Below are 24,739 nucleotides of genomic sequence, written 5' to 3' on the forward strand. Positions count from 1 at the left end.
ACCCCTTGGTCGATTGGCTGGCCGGTCATGCTGTTTCTCCTTGGTTTCGGTGGGGCCGGTGACGCGCGTGTGCGGAGGCACGGGACAGCGCGAGGAAGGCGTGTACGAGGAGTCCCGCCGCGGCCGCGAGGACCGCCGCCGGGTCGGGGACCAGGGCGAGCGCCAGGGCTGCGGCCACCGGTGTGCGGTGCGCGCCGTGCCGCAGCAGCAGCCGGGCCAGGAACAGCAGCAGCGCGAACGGCACCGCCGTCCCCGGGGAGGCCGCGGTGACCGCGGCCGCCCCCGTGGCGGCCGCGGTGAACAGCAGGAGGACCCCGGCGAGCAGCGGTCGCGACCCGGCGGCGAAGTCCTCCAGGGCCCGGCTCCCGGCGAGCCGGCGGCGCGCCCGGGCGGCGTAGAGGACCCCGGCGAGGTGTCCGGGGGCGACGGCCAGCGCGAGGGCGGCGCCGAGGGCCGGGCCGTGCCGGTGGACGGCCCAGCCGACGGCGGCCGCCGCCAGCAGGTGGGCGGTGCAGGGGAAGCGCCCCCCGGCGCTCCGGCCGGGCCAGACGAGCGCGGCGGCGGTGAGGAGCGCCGCGAGGGGTCCGGCCCCCGGTGTCCCGGCGGCGGCCGCGCCGAGGGCGAGGGCGCCGGGCAGCAGGGCGTACCCGAAGCCGCGCACCACCCGGGTCCCGGCCGGGGGCCGCACGGGCGCGGCGTCGGGGGCCTCGCCGCGCGGGGTCCGGGCGTACAGCTCCTCGGCGAGGCCGAACACGTCCCGGTGCCGGAAGCGCGTGGCGGTCCGGTCGGTGATGCCGTGCGCCTCCAGGCCTGCGGCGATCTCCAACGGATCGACGGCCCGCTCGCACAGCTCCCGATGCCGGTGCAACAGCGCCTTGACGGGATCCCCCGCGGCTTTCCGCCGCGGCTTCTCCGCGGGGCGGGCTCCGGCCCCGCCGGATCCAGCGCTGTCAGCGCCGACGCCGGCGAATTCGGCCCCGCCCAATCCAGCCTGGCCGGCGTCGGAGGCGCGAGGGCCCGGGGGCAGAGCCCCCGGCAGCGGCGCCGCACCCGCGATGTCCGAGGTGGTCATGCCCGCACCTCCGTAGCCGAGGCGGGAGCCGGCCCCGCATCCCCCGCGTGACCGATCCACGGCCCGGCCACCCTCGCCTCCGCCGGCCAGGCGAACGGCACGTCCCCCGCCCCCCGTGCGGAACCACCGGCCAGCAGCCGCAAGTAGCTCTCCCCGAAGGCCTCCACGTTCTGCTCGACGGTGAACAGTTCCAGCGCCCTGGCCCGCGCCGCCGCGCCCAGCCGCTGGGCCCGCTCGGGGTCCTCCAGCAGCGCGAGGCAGGCCTCGGCCAGCGCCCGCGGGTTGCGCGGCGGCACGACGAGCCCGGTGCCGCCGATGACCTCGCGAACAGCGCCGACGTCGGTGGAGACGGTGGCCCGGCCGCAGAACATGGCCTCGGCCAGGGTGATGGGGAAGCCCTCGATCACCGAGGACAGCAGCACGATCCGCCCGGCCCCGTACGCGTCGGCCGGCGTGGGCGCCTCGGGTCCGCCGATCTCCTCGAAGGTGACGGGGCTCTCCCCCACGGTCCGCGCGTCGGCGGCCTCGTCGGGGAAGAGCTGCGCGGCCAGCGAGCGGCAGTCGGCCAGGTAACCGGGGGCGGCCGCCGAGGCGAAGATCCGCAGCCGGGTGTGCGGGGCGCCCCGGCGGACCTCCGCGAAGGCGTGCAGCAGGGCGATCAGGTCCTTGGCCGGCTCGATCCGCCCGACCCACACCAGGGTGTCGGGGTCCCCGCGGTCGGGGTCCTCGCCGACGGCGGCGAATCGGTCCGCCTCCATGCCCGGGTAGACCGTCCGCAGCCGCTCCCGGGGCGCCCCGCACCGCTCCTGCCAGCGGCGGGCGTGCGCGTTGCCGGGGGTGAGGAGGTCCGCGCGGGCGTAGATCTCCCCGGCGAGGCGGATGTGGAAGGCGGCGAGCAGGGCGCGGACGGCGGGCCGGGTGTCCTCGCGCTGTTCCAGGTAGTGGGCGCGGAGCTGGACGCCGTACTCGGTGACCAGCAGCGGGACCCCGAAGAAGCGTTTGGCCAGCAGTCCGGGGACGGCCGCGACCCCGCCGGCGGCGGCGTGGCAGACGTCGGCGCGGCCGAGGCCCTCGTCCTCGTCCTCGTACCAGTCGAGCGACAAGGGCCGCAGCGCGCGCTCCAGTTCGTCCACGAACTCCAGCAGGTCGGGGACCCGCGCGGCCTGTACGGCGCGGCCCCCGCCCGGGGCGCGGCAGCCGGCCTCGACCGCCCGCACGGCCGTCTCGGAGCGCAGGGCCGCGTACATCCCGCCCTGGTCCCGCGCGAGTTCGGCGAGCCCGTACAGTCCGGCGGCGAAGGCGTCGGGCTCGCCGGCGCAGATCCCGCGGACCAGCTCGGCGAAGCACTCGGTGAAGTACCGGCGCTCGCGGCGGGAGTACGTGCGCCCGTCGTCCGCGGGGGCCCACAGCGGGGCGGTGCGCACGCGGGTGACGTGCGGCGGGAGCGTGACCCGGCCGCCCTCCTCCTGCCCGGCGGTGCGGCTCAGCGCGTAGAGCTCGAACTCGTGCTGGGGCAGCCCGCGCACGAGCCGGTCGCACCAGAGCCTCGCCTCGCCCGCCGCATACGGATAACCACCTTCCGTGACCAGTCCGATCCGCACGAGTGGCACCCCCGATCTCCCGTTCCAGGCGGTCGCCGTCGGTCCGGCGACCCGCCGCGGGAGAACTCAAGCGGATGCGCCGGTGGCGCGACGGACGGTTGTCCGTCGCGCCACCGGAAGGGGTGAAGAGTCGTAACTTTCCCGTACGGTTCGCGTTCGAGCACGCTAAGAAGGGCGTTACGCGAAGGCCTCCTGGCGTTCGGAACAGGCCGCCCGCCGACACCGGTCGGTCAATTCCCGGGGTACACCCAGGGGTTGGCCTTGCAGCGGATGTTGTCGATGTCGAGGGACTTCGTCTGCTGCTGCATGATCGGCGCGAGGGCGCCCGGGGTCTGACAGCTGACGTGCCCGTGCCCGAGCCGGTGTCCGACCTCGTGGTTGATGAGCATCTGCCGGTAGGCGAGCATCTGGTCGGCGCCGTAGGTCTGCGACCCCTGGCCCCACCGGAAGGCGTTGATCATCACGCGCTCCGTGGACGCGGAGTCGCAGGAGACGTTGTCGATCGTGGTGTCGAGCCCCGACTTGGCGCACCAGACGCCGGTGGTCCCGGGGCTGGCCAGGGTGATCACGAACTCGGCCTCGCCGCCCGGCACCCGCTCGAAGGTCATCGCGTCGCCGTGGGCCCAGCTGCGCGGGTCGTTGAGGGTGCGCTGCACGGCGTCGGCGAACAGCTGCGCGTCCATGCCGAGGCCCTGCTCCACGTCGACCCGGTAGCGCACCCGCTTCCCCTTGCCCGGGGCCTTGGCCACGCCGGGCACGGTGTCGAAGGTCCCCGGGCCGGTGAGCTTCGCGTCGATGGGCAGCTGCTGCGCCATCTGCTGCTCGTACGTCGCCGGCTGCGCGGCCGGGGCCGCGGCCGGCGGGACGGAGGGGGTGGGGCGGCCGTCGGAGCGGGAGGCCGGGGAGCTGTCGGTCTGGGTGCGCTGCGGGGCGTCGTCCCCGGCGGCGCGGGCGGCGGTGCCGGAGTCCCCGTCGGCGGCCACCTGTCCGGCGACGACGACGGCGAGCACGGTGGTGACGGCGGCCGCGGCCATCCCGGTGTACGTACGGATCTTCGTGCCGCGGCTGCTCGCGGGCGCGGCGGCGGCCGCCTCGGGCTTGCGGGGTCCCGGCACCCGGCGGTGCGAACCGGTCGAGGTGAAGGGGTCGCGCGGGGCGGCCTCCGGCTCGGGCGCCGCGGTGGCGTGGGCGGCCGCGGCACGGGGGGCGTCGGTCCGGGGGGCGTCGGTCCGGGAGGTGCCGCGCCAGTCCCCGTAGACGGCGGCGGGCGCCGGGGCGGGGGCGGTGCCCCAGGCGCCGCCGGCTTCCCGGTGTTCGGGGTGGCCGCCGGGGCGGGCGCCGCGCGGGGGCGCGTACCCCTGGTGGACGACGGTCGGCTCGCCTGCCCGGCGCGCGTCACCGGGCCAGGGCTCCTCGTACGGAGCGGGCTCGTACGGGTCGGCGTACGGGCCGGGCGCGTGGGACGAGGGTGCCGGCTCGTACGGGTCGGGGGTGTACAGCCCGTCCCCGAAGGGGTCGGCCGCGTACCCCTGCGGCTCGTACGGCGCCTGCGTGTCCTCGGGCTCCGGCTGCGGACGGACCGGGGCCGAGCCCTTGCGACTATGTCGTCCCACGTCCTCAGCCCTTGCCGTCTTCGGTACTTCGGTCGGTTTCCCGCCCGGCGGTGTCGCGCAGCAGCTCCTGGAAGGCCGCCGCGACCACCTCGGGGTACTCCATCATCGCCACGTGCCCGGCCTCGGGCAGGCTCAGCAGCCGCGAGCCGCGGAAGTGCGCGGCGGCCTTGCGCGCCATACGGTACGAGACCAGTTGGTCGCGCCCACCGTAGACGAGGAGGGTCGGCGCGAGCACGCGCTGCGCCTGGCGCCACAGTCCGTGTTGCCCGCCGAGGGTGTACGCGTCGACGATCCCCCGCGAGGAACGGGTCATCGCGTCCCAGAAATAGGGCAGCGCCATGCGACGCTCCATCTCCTCGACGGCGGCGCTGAAGCCGTCCGCCGTCACCCGTGAGGGGTCCCCGTAACAGAGGTCCGTCACTCCCCGGGTGCGTTGTTCGGCCGTCAGCCCGACCGTGAGGCGCCCGAACAGCGCGGCCACGCCCGGCAGCGCCAGCAGGGCGGTGGGCACGGCCGACCTCTGCACGCGCAGCTCGGGCAGCGCGGGCGAGACGAGCGTCAGGGTCCGCACCAGGTCGGGGCGGACGGCGGCGACGCGGGTGGAGACGGCCCCGCCGAGGGAGTTGCCGAAGAGGTGCACCGGGCCGCGCCCGGCGGCGTCGAGGTGGCGGATGACGGCGCGGGCGAGCGCGGTCACCGAGTAGTCCCGGTCGGAGGGCGGCGGGGACCAGCCGAATCCGGGCAGGTCCACGGCCTCGCCGTCGACGTCGCCGGCGAGCTGCTCCATGAGGGCCGACCAGTTCTGGGAGGAGCCGCCGAGTCCGTGCACGAAGAGCGCGGGCGGCAGGCCCTCGCGCAGCGGTGGCCGGAAACGTACGTTCATTTCCAGGCCCGGCAGCGCGACGGTGCGCAGCTGCTCCCCCTCGGCCACCCGGACGGCACCCACCTGGGAGGCCGTTCCGGCGGTGGACCGGACGCCCGGCGGCTCGGTCGAAGACATGGGCCAATGTTACGAGACGATCACGCCCGGCCCCTTGCGTTCTCTTGTGTTCGCGGTCACAGGACCGTCTGGCGTCGCACTCCCGATCCTCCTAGGCTCGTAGTGAGTACGAGCGAAGGCGAGGGGAGCGGAATGACTGTCGACCCCGCGGAGCCGGACACCTTCCGGGAGCGGTTCCGGGACGCCCTGGGCGCCGAGGCTCCGGAGGCGGACGCCGCCGAGCAGCACATCGAGATCCAGCCGCAGGAGGACGACCTCCTCGTCGGCCTGGATCCGGGCGAGGCTCCGGAGGCGGACGCCGCCGAGCAGGCCCGGGTGGTCCCCCTGGACGAGGAGGACTACCGCTGACCGCCGCCGCCCCGCCCCGACGGGCGCTGACCAGCGTGTCAGGCGTGTGTCCGGGCGGTCCGTACCGCGAGAAAACTCGGCTTGAACCCACCAGATTCGGTTACCGAAAAGTACGATGGCGGCGCGGCGCAGAGCGCACTGTGTTCTTAGAGAAAGTGGGAGGCGGCGTGACAGCCATCGAGCAGACCGAGGCAGCGCGTCCGCGGGGTACGCGGCTGCCGCGCCGTGCCCGGCGCAACCAGCTGCTGGGCGCGGCCCAGGAGGTTTTCGTCGCGCAGGGCTACCACGCGGCGGCGATGGACGACATCGCCGAGCGCGCCGGCGTCAGCAAGCCGGTGCTGTACCAGCACTTCCCGGGCAAGCTCGACCTCTACCTGGCCCTGCTGGACCAGCACTGCGAGAACCTGCTCCAGGCGGTACGCGGTGCGCTGGAGTCCACCAGCGACAACAAGCTGCGCGTGGCGGCGACCATGGACGCCTACTTCGCGTACGTCGAGGACGAGGGCGGGGCGTTCCGGCTGGTCTTCGAGTCGGACCTGACGAACGAGCCGGCGGTGCGCGAGCGCGTCGACCGGGTCTCGCTGCAGTGCGCCGAGGCCATTTCGGACGTGATCGCCGAGGACACCGGCCTGTCGAAGGACGAGTCGATGCTGCTGGCGGTGGGTCTGGGCGGGGTCTCGCAGGTCGTGGCCCGGTACTGGCTCTCCAGCGAGAGCCCGGTGGCCCGTGACACGGCGGTGGGGCTCCTGACCTCGCTGGCGTGGCGCGGCATCGCCGGTTTCCCGCTGCACGGCACGGAGGCCTGACCGGCGCTGTTCGCTGCGAGCGTGTCCGCCGTGAGCCGATCGTGTCCCCTCTCCGGGCTAATGTGGACCGGGTACGGCGCGGCTGATCGCGCGAACCGGACCGTCGGAGGGACAAAGCCGTGGAGGTCAAGATCGGCGTGCAGCACGCACCCCGGGAGATCGTGCTGGAGAGCGACCTGAGCGCCGAGGAGCTGGAGGCCATCGTGGCCGCCGCGCTGTCCGGTACGGCGCCGCTGCTGAGCCTGACCGACATCAAGGGCCGCAAGGTCCTCGTGCCGTCCGACCGCCTGTCGTACGTCGACCTGGGCGAGCCGAGCGTGCGCAAGGTCGGTTTCGGGGCGCTCTGACGCTCTTCGAGGCACCGAGCAACGAAGGAAACGGCCCGGCGGATGGTTCCGCCGGGCCGTTTCCCTTTCTTCCGCTTCGGGTAGGACCGCAGTGACCCGGTTTGCCCTGACGCATGGGAGTGACCAGATGCTGCTGATGGAGGCGCTCGGCTCCGGTCTGCTCGGCCTCGCACTGGCCGCCGCCGCCTCGCGGCTCCTCGCGAAGCGGCTGCCCTCCACCAGAACGGTGCTGGTCAGCGGGGTGGTCGGCGCCCTGTTCGGGGCATACCTGACGCACATGTCGCTGGGTCCGGGGCACAACACCCTGTTCGCGACGCTGCTGGGCGGCGTCGGTGTCTCCGCCGTCGTGCTGTCGCTGCTGCTGCGACCCGCCGCGGGTTCCGGGAGGTCTCCCCGGCGCGCTCCGTTTTCGCTCTCGTCGGGCAGCTGAGCGGACCTCGCGCCCCGCTGGAGCGGTACGCCCCCGCGGTGCGGCGGACGGGCCGGGGGAAGCGCCCCCGACCCGCGTGCCTCCGTGAACGCCGGGGCGGGACTCAGGCCGCGAGGCCCAGGGCCGCCATGCGCTTGGTGTGCGCCTTGGTGATCCGGGTGAACATCTCGCCGACGGCCGCCAGGTCGAAGCCGGCCGCCATCCCGTCGACGCCGCCGACCAGCATGGTGGACAGCGCGTCGCGCTCGGCGACCACGCGCTGCGCCTGCGAGAGGGCCTCGCCCATCAGCCGGCGGGCCCACAGCGCGAGCCGGCCGCCGCAGCGCGGGTCGGCCTCGATCGCGGCGCGGACCTTCTCCACGGCGAAGCCGCCGTGGCCGGTGTCGTCGAGGACGCCGACGACCAGGGCGCGGGTGTCGGTGTCGAGGTGGGTGGCGACCTCGCGGTAGAAGTCGCTGGCGATCGAATCACCGACGTAGGCCTTGACCAGGCCCTCCAGCCAGTCGGAGGGGGCGGTCTGGCGGTGGAAGTCGTCCACGCCCTTGGCGAAGGGCTCCATCGCGGCGGTCGGCTCGGCGTCGATGGCCGCGAGGCGGTCCCGGAGCCGCTCGAAGTGGTGGAATTCGGCGGAGGCCATCTTCGCCAGCTCGGCCTTGTCACCCAGGGTGGGCGCGAGCTTCGCGTCCTCCGCCAGGCGCTCGAAGGCCGCGAGCTCCCCGTACGCCAGCGCGCCGAGCAGGTCCACGACGGCGGCCCGGTACTGGGGGGAGGCGGAGGCCGTCGCCCAGTCCTGGGCGGCGATGCCCTGCGGCTGCTCCTGGGCGTCGTCGTCGGCGGGAGATGCGTTTTCTACGGTCGACATGCTCCGCACAATAGCCCGCCGAAAGGCCGCACAAGTCACCACACCTGAGCACCGTCGGCCCCCGTAAACACGCCTACCCGGTGAATTCACCCGACACACCTGCGCGATTCCGGGGTACAGTGGTAATGCGCCTGCCGAATACTCGGCGGGCCATCCGAATGAGGATGCCCGGTCGGTGGCCCGATCGGCTCCACCCGACCGCCCTCTGTGTGGTGGTGCGTCCATGCGCACCGGTCCGCACGAGGGGCCCCCTCAGCGGCAGAAGCGCTTGAGCGAAGGCCAGTGGTCCCGCGCAGCTTTGTATGTACACAGCAGTACTGCAAGCCCGGCACGGTAGGACCCCCCTCGCCGCCTCGCGCCGCGTCTCACAGAAGAGGCAGCACCCTGACTACGTTCCGAGAACTCGGGATCTTTCCCGAGACCGCCGAGGCCCTGGAAGCCGTCGGCATCGTGTCCCCCTTCCCGATCCAGGAGATGACCCTCCCCGTCGCCCTCTCCGGCACGGACGTCATCGGCCAGGCGAAGACCGGAACCGGCAAGACGCTCGGTTTCGGCCTTCCGCTGCTGGAGCGGGTCGTCGTCCCCGCGGACGTCGAGGCCGGCCGGGCCAAGCCCGAGCAGCTGACCGACGCCCCGCAGGCCCTCGTGGTGGTTCCGACCCGCGAGCTGTGCACCCAGGTCACCAACGACCTCCTGACCGCGGGCAAGGTCCGCAACGTCCGCGTCCTCGCCATATACGGCGGCCGCGCGTACGAGCCGCAGGTCGAGGCCCTCAAGAAGGGCGTCGACGTGATCGTCGGCACCCCGGGCCGCCTGCTGGACCTGGCCGGGCAGAAGAAGCTCGACCTGTCCCGCGTCAAGGCCCTCGTCCTGGACGAGGCCGACGAGATGCTCGACCTGGGCTTCCTGCCCGACGTCGAGAAGATCATGAACCTGCTTCCCGCGAAGCGCCAGACGATGCTGTTCTCGGCGACCATGCCGGGCGCGGTCATCGGCCTGGCCCGCCGCTACATGTCGCAGCCGACGCACATCCGCGCCGTCTCCGAGGACGGCGAGGGCGCCACCGTCGCCAACATCACGCAGCACGTCTTCCGCGCGCACAACATGGACAAGCCGGAGCTCGTCTCCCGCATCCTGCAGGCCGAGGGCCGCGGGCTCGCCATGATCTTCTGCCGCACCAAGCGCACGGCGGCCGACATCGCCGAGCAGCTGGAGCGCCGCGGCTTCGCCTCCGGCGCCGTCCACGGCGACCTGGGCCAGGGCGCCCGCGAGCAGGCGCTGCGCGCGTTCCGCAACGGCAAGGTCGACGTGCTGGTGTGCACCGACGTCGCCGCGCGCGGCATCGACGTCGAGGGCGTGACCCACGTCATCAACTACCAGACGCCCGAGGACGAGAAGACCTTCCTGCACCGCGTGGGCCGCACCGGCCGCGCGGGCAACAAGGGCACCGCCGTCACCCTGGTCGACTGGGACGACATCCCGCGCTGGCAGCTGATCAACAAGGCGCTGGAGCTGGACTTCCACGACCCGGTGGAGACGTACTCCACGTCCCCGCACCTGTTCGAGCAGCTGAACATCCCGGCCGGCACCAAGGGCATCCTGCCGCGCGCCGAGCGCACGCGGGCCGGCCTGAAGGCCGAGGAGCTGGAGGACCTGGGCGAGACCGGCGGGCGCGGTGGCCGTGGCGGCCGCGGCGCCGCTGCCGCCGCCGTGGTGACGGAGGAGCGCCCCGCGCGTACCCGTACGCCGCGCCAGCGCCGCCGCACCCGTGGCGGTGCCGACCTGGGCGCCGAGGCGGACGTCGAGTCCCCGGCCGTGGCCGAGGCACCGGCCGTCGAGGTTCCCGCCGACGACGAGCCGCGTCGGCCGCGCCGCCGCCGGACCCGGGTGACCGCTTCGGCCGTCGCCGCCGTGGCGGAGGCCGCCGTGGTCGAGGCCCCGGCCGTCGCCGCGGCGCCGGTCGCGGAGGTCGTCGTCGAGGTCCCGGCCGTGGTCGAGGAGGCCCCGGTCAAGCCCAAGCGCACCCGGACCCGCAAGACCGCCGAAGCCGTCGTGGTCGAGGCGCCGGTCGCCGAGGCCCCGGTGGCCGAGGAGGCCCCGGCCAAGCCGAAGCGGACGCGGACCCGCAAGGCCGCCGCCGTGGTGGAGGCCCCCGCGGCCGAGGCCGTGGCGGCCGAGGCTCCGGTCGCCGCCGCCGAGGCGGCGCCGGTCAAGCCGCGCCGGGTCCCGACCCGCAAGCCCGTGGCCACGCCGATCCCCGACGTGGTCCGCGGTGCGGTCGCCGAGGCGCCCGCGCCCCGCCGGACCCGGACCCGCAAGCCGGCCGTCGCCGCCGTGCCGGAGCCGGACTTCCAGATGGCCCCGCCGTCGGAGCCGGCCCGGACCACCCGCCGGTTCCGCTGACCCGGCCGGGCGCACGCCCGCAGGACGGCCCCGGTCCCCTTTCGAGGGGGCCGGGGCCGTTCCCGTACCCGGACGCCCGCTACGGACCGGTAACCTCGGGCCATGAGCAAGCCGCCGCGCCTCACCCTGCCGTCCGTCGCCCGTGCGTACCGCCTGACCACCACCCGTGGCGAGTTCGCCGTGCACGAGGCGGGTCGGCCCGTACGCGGAACGGCCCTGCTGGTCCCCGGGTTCACGGGCAGCAAGGAGGACTTCATCGCCCTGCTGGAGCCGCTCGCCGCCGCCGGCTACCGGGTGGTCGCCGTGGACGGGCGCGGCCAGTACGAGAGCCCCGGCCCGCACGAGGAGGCCGCGTACGAACTCCAGGAGCTGGCCCTCGACGTGCTGGCGCAGGCCGCGGCGCTGGACTCCGGCCCGCTCCACCTGGTCGGGCACTCCCTCGGCGGGCTGGTCTCGCGCGCCGCGGTGCTGCGCGACGCCTCCCCCTTCGCCTCCCTCACCCTGCTGAGCAGCGGGCCCGCCGCCATCGCCGAGGACCAGCAGGCCCGTACGAAGCTGCTGGTCATGGCGCTGGAGGAGCTGCGGGAGACCGCGCCCGCCACATGCATGGAAACGGTGTGGGCCGCGATGCGGGCCCAGGACCCGGCGGACGCGGAGCCGGACTCCCCCGAGCTGGCCGCGTTCCTGCACGAGCGCTGGCTGCGCACCGTTCCGGAGCAGCTGATCACGACCGGGCGGGTGCTGATCTCGGAACCCGACCGGGTGGCGGAGCTCGCGGCGGTGCCGCTGCCGAAGCTGGTGCTGTCCGGGGTCGTGGACTACGCCTGGCCGGTGCGGCTGATGGACGAGATGGCCGTCCGGCTGGCTGCTTCCCGCGTGGTGGTGGAGGGCGCCGAGCACTCCCCCAACGCAGAGAACCCGCAGGTCACGGCGGGTGCCCTAGTCGGCTTCTGGCGATCCTTGAGCGGCCGGTAGTTAGCTAAGGAAAAAATTTCCTTAGCGTAGGGAATGTTTCTGGTGCGGCCCCTGTTGACCCCTGTGCAAGGAGAACACCGACGAAGGGAGAAGCCGTGCGCTTCGAGATTCTGCGCCTGGACGACGTCGACGGAACCGCCGTGGACAGCACCGTCGTGGACGCGGCCTCCGTCAACCGGATCGTGCAGCAGGCGGCCGCCATCGGCCAGCGCATCCTGATCCGACCGGCCGAGAGTGCGTCCTCCTGACGATTTCGCGAACGCCCCCGCACCGATCCGGTGCGGGGGCGTTCGCCTGCCGTACGGGCCGGCGGGGCTCAGGCGCCGCGGACGACCTGGAGCACGCCGTTGATGATCTGCTGGACGGCGATGGCGGAGAGCATCATGCCGGCGAGGCGGGTGACCAGGACGACGCCGCCGTCCTTGATGACCCGGATGATCACCAGCGAGTAGCGCATCGTCAGCCACAGCACGACGTGCATGGCGGCGATCGCGGCCCAGACGGAGAACTGGCCGCTGAACCCGTCGGCCTTCTGCACGGCCAGGATGACGGACACGATCGCACCGGGACCGGCCAGCAGCGGCATGCCCAGCGGGACGAGCGCCACGTTGACGTCCTTGGTCTGCTTGGGCTCGTCGGTCTTGCCCGTGAGCAGGTCGAGCGCGATCAGCAGGAGCAGCAGACCACCGGCGATCATCAGCGCCGGGACGGAGACGTGCAGGTAGTCCAGGATCTGCTGGCCGCAGAGGCCGAAGACGGCGATGACACCGAAGGCCACGCAGACGGCCTGCCAGGCCATGCGGCGCTGGACCTTCGCGGGACGGCCGGAGGTCAGGGCGAGGAAGATCGGCGTGATCCCCGGGGGGTCCATAATCACAAAAAGCGTGAGAAAAAGGGATCCGAAGACGGCGAAATCAAACACAGTGATGCCTTGCAGTGAGGGGTGTTACCAAAAGCGGGAGGGGGACGTGTGGGCGCGGCGCTTACGCGCGGGCGTCTCCACCGGCGCCGGGCACGGGGAAGGCCCCCGCCGCGCGGCGCGTGATCTCGCCGTAGATCTCGGGGTCGGTCGTGTACTCCCCGAGACGACAGGTCTTGCGGCTGCCGTGGTAGTCGCTGGAGCCGGTCGTCAGCAGACCGAGGTCCCCGGCCAGTCCGCGCAGCCGGGCGCGGGTGGCGGTGTCGTGGTCCATGTGGTCCACCTCGATGCCGTCGAGGCCGGCGGCCGCGAGCGCGGCTATCGCGGACTCGGGCACGCACTCGCCCCGCTTGACGGCGGCGGGGTGCGCGAACACGGTGACCCCGCCGGCCGCCTTGACCAGGCGGATGGCGTCGAAGGGGTCGAGCTCGTGCTTCTCCGCGTACGCGCGGCCGCCGTCGGCGAGCCAGTCCGCGGTGAACGCGTCGGACACGGTGGGGACGACCCCCAGCTCGACCATCGCGGTCGCGATGTGCGGGCGGCCGACCGAGCCCTTCCCCGCGATCCGGGCCACCTGCTCCCAGGTGACGTCCACGCCCAGCGCCTGGAGCTTGCCCACCATGGACTGCGCGCGGGGGGTGCGGTCGTCCCGTACGAGCTCCCGCTCGCGGGCGAGCTCGGGCTCCTCGGGATCGAACAGGTACGCCAGCATGTGCATCCCGACGCCGTCGAGGCGGCAGGACAGCTCGGCGCCGGTGACCAGCGTCAGCCCGGCGGGCAGGGCGGCGATCGCCTCGGCGTATCCCCCGACGGTGTCGTGGTCGGTCAACGCGACCACGTCCAGCCCGGCCGCGGCGGCATTGCGCACCAGCTCGGCGGGGGTGTCGGTGCCGTCCGAAGCGGTGGAGTGGGCGTGCAGGTCGATGCGCACAGCCGGACTCCAGGGTTCACGCGGACGGGGGACACTCCAGGGTACCGCCCACGGGACGCGCGACGGTCCCGCCGGGAGCGGTGTCCCCTCGGGCGGCCTGACAGTCGGTTTGGGGGTTTCCCGTCAGTCCCATCGTCCTTCCGTGTCGTGCCGGTCCCTCAAGGGCGCTCCTTCGTCGCGTCACTTCGTGATCGCCTTCGGCGACCCTTGACCGACCGCCCCGCCCCGGAAAGCCGAAAGACTGACGGGAAGCCCCCAAAGGAACGGTCACCGGGCAGGAGGAGGGGAGCGGGTCCCTCAGCGATGAGGCGAGGGGCCGGGCCTTGGCCGGCCGGGCATCCGGGCCCTCAAGAGTCGAGATCCCGGGCCGGGGGCGCGGCGACCCGCACGAGAGGTTCATCAGAGCCCCCAGCAGACCACCCGGACGCACCGGATCGCCACGCGCTCCCCATGTCTCAGCGTCCGACGGCCGTCCGGGGCGGATACCCGCACCGGAGGTTGATCAGAGCAGCCCAGGAAGGGGATGGGTGCGGTCGGATCGCTACGCGTCCGACCAGCAGGACGACGGGGCGTTCAAGTCCGCGGACTCCGCGCCATTTCCGCCCGCCAGGCCTCGGGGCTGCGGTAGTGGTTGCGATGTCCCGCGGCGAGAACCCGCCTCAGCGGTGCCAGGTGCTCGGTGTCGGCGGGGAGGTCCAGCCGGTCCAGCAGGGCGAGCGCGGGCTCCGGTTCGAGCTGCCCGTACAGGTCGTGGTAGCTCGTCAGCAGAGCCCGGAAGACAGCCGGGTGCAAGGCGGGTACCCGGCTCGCCGCCTCGTAGGTGGCGGCCTTGGCCTTCCACGGCACTGGGCCGGAAGTCTCCAGGACGCGGCGCGCCCGGCGCAGCAGAGGCTCCGGGGCGCCGGGCAGCAGCCGGTCGCGGTCGTTGCCGAGCACCTCGGCGAAGGCTTCCTCGGCGGTATGCCAAACCTCGAACCAGTCGAACCAGAGCGAGTCGGTGATCGCCGGGTACTCCCGGACGGCTTCGAGCCTCCGGCGGTAGCCGCCCCAGAGCAGCTCCGCAGGCAGCGGTCCCTCGGGCCCGAGATGCGCCGAATGGACCTGTCCGGTCACCAGGGTGTGACCGCCGAGCAGGTCCATCAGCCCGAGCGCCACCCGCAACCTGCCCGCCAGGTCGAGTCCTTCGTCGGTGAAGGCCATCGAACCGAGCCCGTTGCACAGGTCCTCCCCGGTCAGGTTCTCGGCGGGTGGCTCCGCGTCGTACCAGGCGTCCGGCCCGGTCTGTGTGATGCAGTCCTCGGCGAGCCAGCGCCGGGCGATCTCGCCGTCCGGTACGTCGGCGAGGAACGCGGTGACGGCCCCTGTGAACTCCTCCGGAGCGGCAGCGTGCACCAGATGGCCGACCGGGATCGTGGTGAGCCGGGCGTCCGGGACCCGGCGGACGAGCTCGGCGAGGGCCTCCTGCGGGATGTGACTGTCCGGCCCGCCCCCCACCACCAGGGTCGGGGCCGTGATCAGGGAAAGGCCCTCCAGCCAGGACGGGTCGGGCCGGTCCAGATGAGGCCGGACCGCGAGCACCATCGCCCAGTCGAAGGCCAACTCCCCCTCGGGCCGCACCGGAGCGACCGGTTCGCGGGGGAGCGGCGGCGGGGCGTCCTCCAGGACCAGCCGGACCACCCGCCACGGGCTGTGCTGCGCGACCAGATACGCGACCACGCCGCCCATCGAGTGGCCGACCAGGTCCACGCGGTCCAGGCCGACGGCGTCCAGGAATCCCAGCACGTCGTCGCGCATCAGCTCCGGCGAATACGCGTCGGTCCGCTCGCTCCGGCCGTGCCCCCGCAGGTCCAGGGCGTACACCCGGCGGTCCCGTGCGAGTGCGTCCCGTACGAGGGCCCAGTCGTCCGCGGTCTCGCCCAGCGCCGGCAGCAGGAGCAGCGGGTCGCCGTCGGCCGGGCCGGCCACCTGGTACGCCAGCCGGACGCCGTTCACCGTGAGGGCGTGGTGCTCTGTCATCCGGCCGACAGTACGCGCAACGGAGTGGACGGTGGTCGTTCGCCTCGGTGGCGCTCCCCCGCGCCTGGTGCGCACCCTCCTTGGCCTAGGCGTCGAAGTCGTACTCCAGGACGTAGGAAGCGGAGTCCCGGGTCATTTCGTTGGCCTCGACAGCCCGGCCGTCCTCGGCGAACGCGGTGCGGACGATCTGGATGACGGGTGTCCCCATGGAAAGGGTGAGCCGTTCAGCCTCGTCGGCGGAAGGCATGCGGCACCGAAGCTCCTCACGGAAGTGCACGGGCTCGTGGCCCAGTTCGGCCAGCCTCGCGTACGTCCCACCAGGCCCGGTGTCGGGTCGGGTGATGGCCGAGTCGGCCACGACCTCCGACGGCAGATACGACGTCGCGAAGAGCACCGGCTTGCCGTCCAGCACGAACCGGCGGCTGCGCGACCAGACCGGAGAGTCGTCCGGAACGCCGAGAGCTGCGGCGATCTCGCCGCTCGCCGGCTCTTCACGCACCTCGACCTGATCGACGACGACCTCTCGGTCTTCGCTGTCCGTCGACCAGACGGAGCGTCCCGAACCCCACTGCTCCCGCGCGAGGCGCTGGATGCCGTGCCGCCGAAGAGGCCTGAAGGCCCGGACGAAGACACCCGCACCCTTCCGCGCCTCGGCGAGGCCTTCGTCCTGGAGCACGCCGAGGGCCTGGCGCGCGGTCCCACGGGCGACGTCGTAGGTGGCCACGACATCTGAGGGCCCGGATGCGCGGTGGGCCGGCGCCCGGCCCCTCGTCTCGTCGCTGACGCGGCCGCTTCTCGCTCCTCTCCCCCGTGACCGTTCCTTTGGGGGCTTCCCGTCAGTCTTTCGGCTTTCCGGGGCGGGTCGGTCCGTCAAGGGTCGCCGAAGGCGATCACGAAGTGACGCGACCGCAGGGAGCGCCCTTGAGGGACCGGCACGACACGGAAGGACGATGGGACTGACGGGAAACCCCCAACCCCTCCCTGCTCCCGCCCAAGGGGATCCCGTTCACCACCCCACCGGCCCGCAGACGAGGGGGCCGGTGGGCAAGCCCCGCCCGGCCCCCACCCCGTCGAGGGGGAGATGGCGGGCCCGCCGCCGCGAGCCCCGGCCCCCTACCCCAGGATCCGCGGGCTCAGCGCCCCGCACGGCAGGAGCTCGACCTCCGAGCCTGCGTCGCGGAGGTCCGTCAGTACGAGTTCGTCGTACATGAGGAGGCCCGTCTGTTCCGGCCAGACGATGGCCCACAGCCACAGGCCGCGGGCCTCGCCCGCGAAGACGGCGCGGTCGTCCGGGGCGCCCTTGACGTGCCACAGCGGGGTGGGGCGGCCCGCGGCGACGACCTTGGCGTGCGGCGGGGCGGAGACGTTGATGTAGGGGCCGGGATCGGGGGCGTCGATGCCGGCGAAGCGGGAGCCGAGGCCCACTCCGAGCTCCTCCGCGACCAGCAGCAGCTCCCCGAGGCCGCCGAGCGGCCCCGGGCCGGTGCAGGCCACGGCGGTGGCGCGGCCTCCGCTGCGGTCGTCACCGGCGCTCGCGACGCCGGTGAACAGCCAGCCGACCGGGAGCGGCCACGGCATCCACACGGGCACGTTCGCCCGGTTGACGACGACCTCCAGCCCTTCGACGCTGGGCGGGATCACAGGCTGTAGCGGGTGGACGGCGCCGTGCACCGCGCACTGCCAGGAGTCGGAGAAGAGGCCGGGCGCACGGACCCGGCCACCGCACTTCGGGCAACTCGGTTCGCCCCTCATAAGAAGCACGCTCCTCCCCGCCCGGGGCGTCGTCAAGACGCGATCACCCGTCCGGGCTCAGTCCAGTGCGACGGCCGTACGCAGAGGGTCCCGCAGATCCGTGCCGCGCGCGAGCCAGCGCTCCTGGAGCGCGGCGGCTCCGTGGACGCGCTTCCAGGCGGCCTCGTTCGCCGTCATCGGGAGCAGCGGGAGGAAGCGGACGGGATCCATGGGCTCGTCGAGCTCCAGGTCCTCGACGAGCCCGCCGGGCTCGGCGACGAGTACGGAGCTGAACGGGGCGCCGTCCCACAGCGGTTCGCCGACGTCGAGCGAGGCTCCGGGGGCGACGATGAGCCCCTCGACCATCGGGGAGGCCGCCAGCACCGCCAGCGGCCGCAGCAGCTTGTCGGTGGGTGCGAGCCCCGCCCGTACGGTCAGCACCAGTTCGGCACGGGGGCCGCGCACCGGGTCGGCCACGACGGCGGTGGGGTCGGTCATCGGGTGTGCGGACATGCCGAGGGTCGCGTACCGGACGAGGTCGCCGTCGGTGAAGCGGAGGACCTCGATGCGGTCGGTGCCCAGGAAGGTGACGGAGGCGCGGGCGTCGGGTTCACCGAGCGTGCTGCGCAGCCGGGCTTCGACGAGGGCCAGAATTTCTGCCATGCAGCGAGCATAGAACTCGTATCCGCCGGGTAAAGGGCGGGTCTTGACCATCCGTCGGCTGATAGTGTTGACAGCTGGTCGGGGCCGCACTCAGAAGAGTTGTTTCAGGGCTCCGGCGACAGGACGTCCCTCACGGGGGACCGGCCGGAGGAGGTGGGGCTGCGATGGACCGAAGTCGATCGTGCAGTACCAATCGCTCTTCGGCGTCCGTCAAGGGCGGCTCCAGCCACCTTTGATCTTCTGATCAGCAGAAGAGCGACGGCAGAACTTTGTCCTCCCGTCCTGTTTCCCTCCGCCGGCCCCGGGCTGCCCGCCCCCGGTGCGCAGAGGGCCTCCCACCCGTACGGTCCGCAGCCGTGCGCGAGAAGGAGCCTGCCATGTCGATGCTGCCCTACCTCCGTGCCGCCGTCCGTCCGGCACTGCGCAAGTCCACCCCCGTACAGCCCGGCTACGACACCACCCGCGACCCCTCGGCCAGCAGTGCGGTGGTCGACTGCGCCGTGTACCGCGACGGCCGGCGCGCCCAGGGGGACTGCCTGACGCCCCGTGAGGCCCTGCGCCGGGTCCGTGAGGACGGCGGCTTCGCCTGGATCGGACTGCACGAGCCCACCCACGACGAGTTCGCCGGGATCGCCGCCACCTTCGGGCTGCACCCGCTCGCCGTGGAGGACGCGGTGCACGCGCACCAGCGGCCGAAGCTGGAGCGGTACGACGAGACCCTCTTCACGGTGTTCAAGACGATCCACTACGTGGAGCACGCCGAACTGACCGCGACCAGCGAGGTGGTGGAGACCGGCGAGGTGATGTGCTTCACGGGCCCCGACTTCGTGATCACCGTCCGGCACGGCGGCCAGGGCTCCCTGCGGAGCCTGCGCCACCGCCTCCAGGACGACCCGGAGCTGCTCTCGCGGGGCCCGTCGGCGGTGCTGCACTCCATCGCCGACCACGTGGTCGACGGGTACATCGCGGTCGCGGCGGCGGTACAGGACGACATCGACGAGGTGGAGAGCGCGGTCTTCGCCACCCCCGCCAAGGGCGTCGCCCGGGGCGGCGACGCGGGCCGGATCTACCAGCTCAAGCGGGAGGTGCTGGAGTTCAAGCGGGCGGTGTCGCCGCTGCTGCGGCCGATGGAGCTGCTGAGCGAGCGGCCGATGCGGCTGGTGGACCCGGACATCCAGAAGTACTTCCGGGACGTGGCCGACCACCTGGCCCGGGTGCACGAGCAGGTCATCGGCTTCGACGAGCTGCTGAACTCGATCCTCCAGGCGAACCTGGCCCAGGCCTCGGTCGCGCAGAACGAGGACATGCGCAAGATCACCTCCTGGGCGGCGATCATCGCCGTGCCGACGATGATCTGCGGCGTGTACGGGATGAACTTCGACCACATGCCGGAGCTGCACTGGAAGTACGGCTATCCCCTGGTGATGGCCGCGATCGTCGGCAGCTGTTTCGCCATCCACCGCACCCTCCGGCGCAACGGCTGGCTGTAGCGGGCGGGAGCGCACCGCCTACGCTGTGCGCATGACTCTCAGCGCGCTCGACCTGGCCCTCGTCGAGGAGGCCTCCAAGAAGTCCGGCCTGATCTGGGTCCGCGGCACCGGCGCCGACCGGGCCCTGTGGCACGCCTGGGTGGACGGCGCCGCGCACGTGCTCGGCGACGGCCCCGGCGAGCAGCCCTTCCCCGGGCTCACCGACGGCACCTCGGCGGAGGTGACCGTACGCAGCAAGGACAAGGGCGGCCGGCTCGTGGCCTGGACCGCGGACGTACGGGAGCTCGTGCCCGGCAGCGAGTCCTGGGAGGCCGCCGTCGCCGAGCTGAAGGGCAAGCGGCTGAACGCGCCGGACTCGGAGCGGATGACGGAGCGCTGGGCCCGCGAGTGCCGGCTGCTGCGCCTGGAGCCGGTGGCCGTGGCGGACGGACTGCCGACCGGTTCGCTGGCGGCGCGGCCGGTGGGCTCCCCGGCCGTCACCCGCAGGCCGATCCCGGCGGGCCTGCCGAAGCTGCTGCTGAAGCGGAAGAAGGCCAAGCGCTAGGGGGCGTCCCGGCCGTCGGGGCTCAGCCCGTGGGGTCGGCGCCCTGGCCGGAGGACTTCGAGGGCGCCGGGGATGCGCCGGGGGCGGTGCCCTTGCCGTCCTTGGTGGTCGGCAGCTGGCTGCCGTAGTCCACGGTCTGGTCCGGTGCGGGCGCCTCCAGCGGGAAGGGCTTGCCCCACTCGGACAGCTCCACCCGGCCGGCGCCGCCCGCCCGCTCCATCAGCAGCGGGTACGGGGTCCCCTCCAGGGACACCGACAGCTTGCCGCCCTTGCCCGCGTCCGCGGAGACGGGGACCGCGCGGGTGTGCCCGACGGTGGTGTAGGCGCCCTTGGTGAGCTTGCCCTGGAGGCCGAGCAGCCCGTCCAGCAGGACGTGCATGTCGGTGAACCCGCGGAACTGCTTGTAAGAGGGGTCGGCCTCGGGCACCTTCACGTACTTGTCGCCGAGCTTGCCCGCCGAGTCCGACTTCCCCCAGAAGGCCGCGCTGGCCTTCAGGTACAGCTGTTCGCCGACCCGCAGCAGCTGGAAGGTGTCCTCGGCCGACTTCACCTCGCCGGAACCGCCGTCGGCCTTCAGCCGCATGTCGAGGGTGAAGGTCTTCCCGCCGGTGACCAGCGTGCCCGCCAGGTGGACCGAGTTCGCCGCGGTCGCGGCCGCCTTGGCCTGGCCCTCGATCTTGTCGGCGGCGAGCTTGCCGACGCCGTTCGTGCCCTTGTCGGGGTCCGTCTTCTCCGCGCAGCCCGTCCCGGCGACGGCGAGGCCGGCGCAGAGGGCACCGATGAAGGCGGCCCGGCGCAGCCGTACGGCGGGGGTGTGGGCGGTCACGGGCGTGTGCCTTCCGTCGGGGGTCTGCGGCAGCAGGCAGCGTACCCGTCCGGGGGCGCGGCCCCGGCGGACCCCCGGACACACCCCGGCCGGACGGCCCCACCAGGACGCCTTCCCCCGCCACGGGCTAGCCTGAGGCACGGCACGACTGTTGATGGACGCTCTAGGAGGCGCACGGATGGCTGCAGGCGCCCCGCGGATCTTCGTCTCGCATCTGTCGGGTGTGCCCGTCTTCGACCCCAACGGCGACCAGGTCGGCCGCGTCCGCGACCTCGTCGCGATGCTGCGGGTCGGCGGCCGTCCGCCCCGGCTGCTGGGCCTGGTGGTCGAGGTCGTCAGCCGGCGCCGGATCTTCCTGCCCATGACCCGGGTGACGGGCGTGGAGTCGGGCCAGGTCATCACCACCGGTGTCGTCAACATGCGGCGGTTCGAGCAGCGCCCCACCGAGCGGCTGGTCCTCGGCGAGCTGCTGGACCGGCGGGTGCGCCTCGTGGACGGCGGCGAGGAGGTCACCGTCCTGGACGTGGCCATCCAGCAGCTGCCGGCCCGCCGGGACTGGGAGATCGACCGGATCTTCGTGCGCAAGGGCAAGGGCGGCGCACTGCGCCGGCGCGGCGAGACGCTGACCGTGGAGTGGTCGGCGGTCACCGGCTTCTCCCTGGAGGAGGAGGGCCAGGGTGCCGAGAACCTGGTCGCGACCTTCGAGCAGATGCGCCCGGCGGACCTGGCGAACGTCCTGCACCACCTGACGCCGAAGCGGCGCGCCGAGGTGGCCAACGCCCTCGACGACGACCGGCTGGCGGACGTCCTGGAGGAGCTGCCCGAGGACGACCAGGTGGAGATCCTCGGGAAGCTGAAGGAGGAGCGCGCCGCCGACGTCCTGGAGGCCATGGACCCGGACGACGCGGCCGACCTGCTCTCCGAGCTGCCGGAGGAGGAGAAGGAGCGGCTGCTGACGCTGATGCAGCCGGACGACGCGGCCGACGTGCGGCGCCTGCTGTCGTACGAGGAGAACACCGCGGGCGGTCTGATGACCACCGAGCCGATCGTGCTGCGCCCGGACGCCACCGTCGCCGACGCGCTGGCCCGCGTGCGCAAGTCCGACCTGTCGCCGGCGCTGGCCGCGCAGGTCTACGTCTGCCGGCCGCCGGACGAGACGCCGACGGGCAAGTACCTGGGGACGGTGCACTTCCAGCGGCTGCTGCGGGACCCCCCGTTCACCCTGGTCAGCTCCCTGGTGGACGCGGACCTGCCGCCGCTGCGCCCGGACGCCTCGCTGCCTGCGGTGACCAGCTACCTGGCCGCGTACAACATGGTCGCGGCGCCCGTCGTCGACGAGAGCGGTTCGCTGCTGGGCGCGGTCACCGTGGACGACGTGCTGGACCACCTGCTGCCCGACGACTGGCGGGAGACGGACTTCCACTCCGAGGAGGCCCTGCGTGGGCACTGAGCGCGGGCGCGGCGATGCGGCGCGCGAGCGGCGCCGGGAGAGGCGCGAGCAGGCCCGGGAGGGGCTGTCGGAGCGGCTGGAGGAGGCCGCCGAGCGGCTCCGCAACGAGCGGACGGAACGTTCCGCCGAACGGGCGAGGAGCGCGGCGCCCGCGGGGGCGAGCGCGCTGACGCGGTCGCGCGTACGGCTGGACCAGCCGCGCGCGGCTCGCCGCAAGCTGCTGCCCGAGTACGACCCGGAGGCCTTCGGGCGGCTGTCGGAGCGGGTGGCGCGGTTCCTCGGCACGGGCCGGTTCATCGTCTGGATGACCCTGGTCATCGTGGTGTGGGTGCTGTGGAACATCTTCGCGCCGGACTCGCTGCGCTTCGACCAGTACCCGTTCATCTTCCTGACGCTGATGCTGTCCCTCCAGGCCTCGTACGCGGCCCCGCTGATCCTGCTCGCTCAGAACCGGCAGGACGACCGGGACCGGGTCACCCACGAGCAGGACCGCAAGCAGAACGAGCGCTCCATCGCGGACACGGAGTACCTGACCCGGGAGATCGCGGCGCTGCGGATGGGCCTGGGCGAGGTCGCCACCCGCGACTGGATCCGCTCGGAGTTCCAGGACCTGATCAAGGAGATGGACGAGCGGCGCCTATTCCCCGGTGAAAGTGACGAAGGCGACCGCTGATCGGCTTACCTGAGCGCTGCTGCCGAGCCGTACCATCGGGGACATGGCTACCGAGACACCCTCCGCCGCCGTGCCGGAGCAGGACGCGATCCTGGACGCGCTGGCGACGGTCAACGACCCCGAGATCCACCGGCCGATCACCGAGCTCGGCATGGTCAAATCGGTGGAGATCGGCGAGGGCGGCGCCGTCGCCGTCACGGTCTACCTCACGGTGTCGGGCTGCCCCATGCGCGAGACCATCACCAAGAACGTCACCGAGGCCGTCGAGAAGGTCGCGGGCGTCACCTCCGTCGCCGTCTCCCTGGACGTGATGAGCGACGAGCAGCGCAAGGAGCTGGCGGCCACCCTGCGCGGCGGCACCGCCGAGCGCGAGGTGCCCTTCGCCAAGCCGGGCTCGCTGACCCGCGTCTACGCGGTCGCCTCCGGCAAGGGCGGCGTCGGCAAGTCCTCCGTCACGGTCAACCTGGCGGCGGCGATGGCGGCCGACGGCCTGAAGGTCGGCGTGGTCGACGCGGACATCTACGGCCACAGCGTGCCGCGGATGCTCGGCGTGGAGGGCAAGCCGACCCAGGTCGAAAACATGATCATGCCGCCGTCCGCGAACGGCGTGAAGGTCATCTCCATCGGCATGTTCACCCCGGGCAACGCCCCGGTGGTGTGGCGCGGCCCGATGCTGCACCGGGCGCTCCAGCAGTTCCTGGCGGACGTGTTCTGGGGCGACCTGGACGTGCTGCTGCTGGACCTGCCGCCGGGCACCGGCGACATCGCCATCTCGGTCGCGCAGCTGGTGCCGAACGCCGAGATCCTCGTCGTGACCACCCCGCAGCAGGCCGCCGCGGAGGTCGCGGAGCGGGCCGGCTCGATCGCGGTGCAGACGCACCAGAAGATCGTCGGCGTCGTCGAGAACATGTCGGGCCTGCCGTGCCCGCACTGCGACGAGATGGTGGACGTGTTCGGCTCGGGCGGCGGCCAGAAGGTCGCCGACGGCCTGACCAAGACGGTCGGCGCGACGGTCCCCGTGCTCGGCACGATCCCGATCGACGTCCGGCTGCGCGAGGGCGGCGACGACGGCAAGCCGGTCGTCCTGTCCGACCCGGACTCCCCGGCGGGCGCGGCCCTGCGCACCATCGCCGGCAAGCTGGGCGGCCGCGCCCGCGGCCTCTCGGGCATGAGCCTGGGCATCACGCCGCGGAACAAGTTCTAGGGGAAGGTGCGGCGACCCGCGGGGTTCGCGCAGCGCAAGGGCACCGCCGCCGGGCGGTGCCCTTTCCCGTACCTACTCGTACGCCGCGAGGTCCGCGATGGCCGAGAAGCCCAGCCCGTACGCGCTCATCCCCCGCCCGTACGCGCCCAGGTGCACCCCGCTCCCGGTGGAGCCGGCCAGCACCCACCCGAACTCCGACTCCCGGTAGTGGAACGGCGTCGGCTCCCCGTCCACCGGCAGCGACAGCGTCGACCAGTCCGGCCCCGCGAGGTCGTCGGCGAGCTCCCAGGCGGCCTCGGTCTGCTGGTCGAGCCAGTCGTCGCGGCGGGTGTGGTCCATCTGCGGCGGCCAGCTGTACGACAGCAGCCCCGACCCGGCCAGCCAGGCCGCCGAGGAGACCGAGGTGGCCTCCAGGACGCCGGTGCCGTCGCCGCTGCGGCGCAGGGGGTTGCCCGCGACGGTGACCACCACCGCGAAGCGGTCCTTCTCGCCGGTGGCGATCTCGCCCCGGGCGGACGGCTCGTCGCCGTGGCCGGTGGAGCCGTGCTCCACGCTGCCGTCGGCGCCGGTGCCGACCTGCATGAGCCAGCGGGGGCCGGTGAAGGCCCCGTCCAGGCCGTACCAGGGGAATTCCGCGCTCAGGTAGCCCGCCGCCCCCCGGCGGGCCTTCGGGAACGGTGCGGCGGCTTCCGGGGGCTGGCCCGGGGCGGCCTGGCCGCCGGTATGTTCCGGGGGCTCGGTCTGCGCGGGTGGTGCGTCTTCGGGGGCTTCGGCAGGCTGCGCGCCTACACGGCTGCTGCTCGTCGTCTCCATGGGCGGCCTCTCGTTCCGTGGG

Annotated in this window: 25 protein-coding genes; 12 read left to right on the top strand and 13 right to left on the bottom strand. The window is 73.2% G+C overall.

The window, feature by feature from the left end; all coding sequences use genetic code 11:
- Positions 1 to 25: 25 nt before the first annotated feature.
- The 4 genes from ACZ597_RS02675 to ACZ597_RS02690 form a co-directional block, all read right to left on the bottom strand.
- Positions 26 to 1,072: a hypothetical protein gene (locus ACZ597_RS02675; protein WP_471323969.1), complete on the bottom strand. Its 1,047-nt coding sequence runs from the start codon at positions 1,070 to 1,072 to the stop codon at positions 26 to 28.
- Positions 1,069 to 2,673: a DUF3492 domain-containing protein gene (locus ACZ597_RS02680; RefSeq protein ID WP_471323972.1), complete on the bottom strand. Its 1,605-nt coding sequence runs from the start codon at positions 2,671 to 2,673 to the stop codon at positions 1,069 to 1,071. Before ACZ597_RS02680 ends, ACZ597_RS02675 begins: the two co-directional genes overlap by 4 nt.
- Before the next feature lie 230 nt (positions 2,674 to 2,903).
- The gene (locus ACZ597_RS02685) at positions 2,904 to 4,286 is read right to left on the bottom strand and encodes a DUF3152 domain-containing protein (protein WP_471323975.1); all 1,383 of its coding nucleotides are present in this window, start codon (positions 4,284 to 4,286) and stop codon (positions 2,904 to 2,906) included.
- A gap of 4 nt (positions 4,287 to 4,290) precedes the next feature.
- The gene (locus ACZ597_RS02690) at positions 4,291 to 5,286 is read right to left on the bottom strand and encodes an alpha/beta fold hydrolase (protein ID WP_471323977.1); all 996 of its coding nucleotides are present in this window, start codon (positions 5,284 to 5,286) and stop codon (positions 4,291 to 4,293) included.
- A 132-nt stretch (positions 5,287 to 5,418) separates the two neighbouring features.
- Between ACZ597_RS02690 and ACZ597_RS02695 the strand changes: the two genes are divergently transcribed.
- The 4 genes from ACZ597_RS02695 to ACZ597_RS02710 all read left to right on the top strand — a co-directional run bounded on the left by ACZ597_RS02695 (position 5,419) and on the right by ACZ597_RS02710 (position 7,217).
- Positions 5,419 to 5,634 (top strand): hypothetical protein, encoded by a 216-nt coding sequence (locus ACZ597_RS02695; RefSeq protein WP_471323979.1) that lies wholly within the window; start codon positions 5,419 to 5,421, stop codon positions 5,632 to 5,634.
- A gap of 167 nt (positions 5,635 to 5,801) precedes the next feature.
- Complete coding sequence (locus ACZ597_RS02700) at positions 5,802 to 6,440, top strand: TetR/AcrR family transcriptional regulator (protein WP_007266374.1); 639 nt, start codon at positions 5,802 to 5,804, stop codon at positions 6,438 to 6,440.
- 119 nt (positions 6,441 to 6,559) lie between these two features.
- Positions 6,560 to 6,787 carry a DUF3107 domain-containing protein gene (locus ACZ597_RS02705; RefSeq protein WP_267032810.1) on the top strand — a complete coding sequence of 76 codons (228 nt, stop codon included), beginning with the start codon at positions 6,560 to 6,562 and terminating at the stop codon, positions 6,785 to 6,787.
- A 127-nt stretch (positions 6,788 to 6,914) separates the two neighbouring features.
- Positions 6,915 to 7,217 carry a hypothetical protein gene (locus ACZ597_RS02710; protein WP_471323982.1) on the top strand — a complete coding sequence of 101 codons (303 nt, stop codon included), beginning with the start codon at positions 6,915 to 6,917 and terminating at the stop codon, positions 7,215 to 7,217.
- Positions 7,218 to 7,320: 103 nt separating this feature from the next.
- On the opposite strand, the gene ACZ597_RS02715 is transcribed toward ACZ597_RS02710, so the two are convergent.
- Positions 7,321 to 8,079, bottom strand: coding sequence for a ferritin-like fold-containing protein (locus ACZ597_RS02715; RefSeq protein ID WP_471323985.1), 759 nt, complete (start codon positions 8,077 to 8,079; stop codon positions 7,321 to 7,323).
- Between the two features lie 450 nt (positions 8,080 to 8,529).
- Here ACZ597_RS02715 and ACZ597_RS02720 point away from each other — a divergent pair, with 450 nt between their 5' ends.
- The 3 genes from ACZ597_RS02720 (at position 8,530) to ACZ597_RS02730 (ending at position 11,705) form a co-directional block, all read left to right on the top strand.
- Entirely contained in the window at positions 8,530 to 10,482 is a 1,953-nt protein-coding gene (locus ACZ597_RS02720; protein WP_471323987.1) for a DEAD/DEAH box helicase, read from the top strand.
- A gap of 102 nt (positions 10,483 to 10,584) precedes the next feature.
- A complete protein-coding gene (locus ACZ597_RS02725) occupies positions 10,585 to 11,457 on the top strand; it encodes an alpha/beta fold hydrolase (RefSeq protein WP_471323989.1) in 873 nt (290 codons plus the stop codon).
- A 95-nt stretch (positions 11,458 to 11,552) separates the two neighbouring features.
- Positions 11,553 to 11,705 carry a hypothetical protein gene (locus tag ACZ597_RS02730; protein WP_007266367.1) on the top strand — a complete coding sequence of 51 codons (153 nt, stop codon included), beginning with the start codon at positions 11,553 to 11,555 and terminating at the stop codon, positions 11,703 to 11,705.
- Between the two features lie 68 nt (positions 11,706 to 11,773).
- Here the strand turns inward: ACZ597_RS02730 and ACZ597_RS02735 are convergent, their stop codons facing one another.
- The 6 genes from ACZ597_RS02735 to ACZ597_RS02760 form a co-directional block, all read right to left on the bottom strand.
- Positions 11,774 to 12,379, bottom strand: coding sequence for a MarC family protein (locus ACZ597_RS02735; RefSeq protein ID WP_471323992.1), 606 nt, complete (start codon positions 12,377 to 12,379; stop codon positions 11,774 to 11,776).
- 61 nt (positions 12,380 to 12,440) lie between these two features.
- A complete protein-coding gene (locus ACZ597_RS02740) occupies positions 12,441 to 13,307 on the bottom strand; it encodes a PHP domain-containing protein (protein WP_471323995.1) in 867 nt (288 codons plus the stop codon).
- A gap of 573 nt (positions 13,308 to 13,880) precedes the next feature.
- Positions 13,881 to 15,323: an alpha/beta fold hydrolase gene (locus ACZ597_RS02745; protein WP_471323997.1), complete on the bottom strand. Its 1,443-nt coding sequence runs from the start codon at positions 15,321 to 15,323 to the stop codon at positions 13,881 to 13,883.
- Positions 15,324 to 15,408: 85 nt separating this feature from the next.
- A complete protein-coding gene (locus tag ACZ597_RS02750; protein ID WP_471324000.1) occupies positions 15,409 to 16,197 on the bottom strand; it encodes a GntR family transcriptional regulator in 789 nt (262 codons plus the stop codon).
- Between the two features lie 239 nt (positions 16,198 to 16,436).
- Complete coding sequence (locus ACZ597_RS02755) at positions 16,437 to 17,075, bottom strand: DUF6758 family protein (RefSeq protein WP_471324003.1); 639 nt, start codon at positions 17,073 to 17,075, stop codon at positions 16,437 to 16,439.
- Between the two features lie 57 nt (positions 17,076 to 17,132).
- The gene (locus ACZ597_RS02760) at positions 17,133 to 17,717 is read right to left on the bottom strand and encodes a suppressor of fused domain protein (RefSeq protein WP_470978092.1); all 585 of its coding nucleotides are present in this window, start codon (positions 17,715 to 17,717) and stop codon (positions 17,133 to 17,135) included.
- Between the two features lie 377 nt (positions 17,718 to 18,094).
- Between ACZ597_RS02760 and ACZ597_RS02765 the strand changes: the two genes are divergently transcribed.
- Positions 18,095 to 19,207, top strand: coding sequence for a magnesium and cobalt transport protein CorA (locus ACZ597_RS02765; protein ID WP_471324005.1), 1,113 nt, complete (start codon positions 18,095 to 18,097; stop codon positions 19,205 to 19,207).
- Between the two features lie 31 nt (positions 19,208 to 19,238).
- Positions 19,239 to 19,751: a hypothetical protein gene (locus ACZ597_RS02770; RefSeq protein WP_471324007.1), complete on the top strand. Its 513-nt coding sequence runs from the start codon at positions 19,239 to 19,241 to the stop codon at positions 19,749 to 19,751.
- Between the two features lie 22 nt (positions 19,752 to 19,773).
- Here the strand turns inward: ACZ597_RS02770 and ACZ597_RS02775 are convergent, their stop codons facing one another.
- Positions 19,774 to 20,577, bottom strand: a complete 804-nt coding sequence (locus tag ACZ597_RS02775; protein ID WP_471324009.1) for a hypothetical protein — start codon at positions 20,575 to 20,577, stop codon at positions 19,774 to 19,776.
- Positions 20,578 to 20,755: 178 nt separating this feature from the next.
- Here ACZ597_RS02775 and ACZ597_RS02780 point away from each other — a divergent pair, with 178 nt between their 5' ends.
- The 3 genes from ACZ597_RS02780 (at position 20,756) to ACZ597_RS02790 (ending at position 23,904) form a co-directional block, all read left to right on the top strand.
- Positions 20,756 to 22,027, top strand: a complete 1,272-nt coding sequence (locus ACZ597_RS02780; protein WP_405978736.1) for a magnesium transporter MgtE N-terminal domain-containing protein — start codon at positions 20,756 to 20,758, stop codon at positions 22,025 to 22,027.
- Positions 22,028 to 22,193: 166 nt separating this feature from the next.
- The gene (locus tag ACZ597_RS02785; protein WP_471325107.1) at positions 22,194 to 22,700 is read left to right on the top strand and encodes a DUF1003 domain-containing protein; all 507 of its coding nucleotides are present in this window, start codon (positions 22,194 to 22,196) and stop codon (positions 22,698 to 22,700) included.
- A gap of 43 nt (positions 22,701 to 22,743) precedes the next feature.
- Positions 22,744 to 23,904, top strand: a complete 1,161-nt coding sequence (locus ACZ597_RS02790) for an Mrp/NBP35 family ATP-binding protein (protein WP_469111230.1) — start codon at positions 22,744 to 22,746, stop codon at positions 23,902 to 23,904.
- A gap of 72 nt (positions 23,905 to 23,976) precedes the next feature.
- On the opposite strand, the gene ACZ597_RS02795 is transcribed toward ACZ597_RS02790, so the two are convergent.
- On the bottom strand, positions 23,977 to 24,717 hold the full coding sequence (locus ACZ597_RS02795) for a hypothetical protein (protein ID WP_471324011.1): 741 nt from the start codon (positions 24,715 to 24,717) through the stop codon (positions 23,977 to 23,979).
- Positions 24,718 to 24,739 lie beyond the last annotated feature (22 nt).

The organism is Streptomyces sp. NPDC040718 (genome assembly GCF_055593565.1).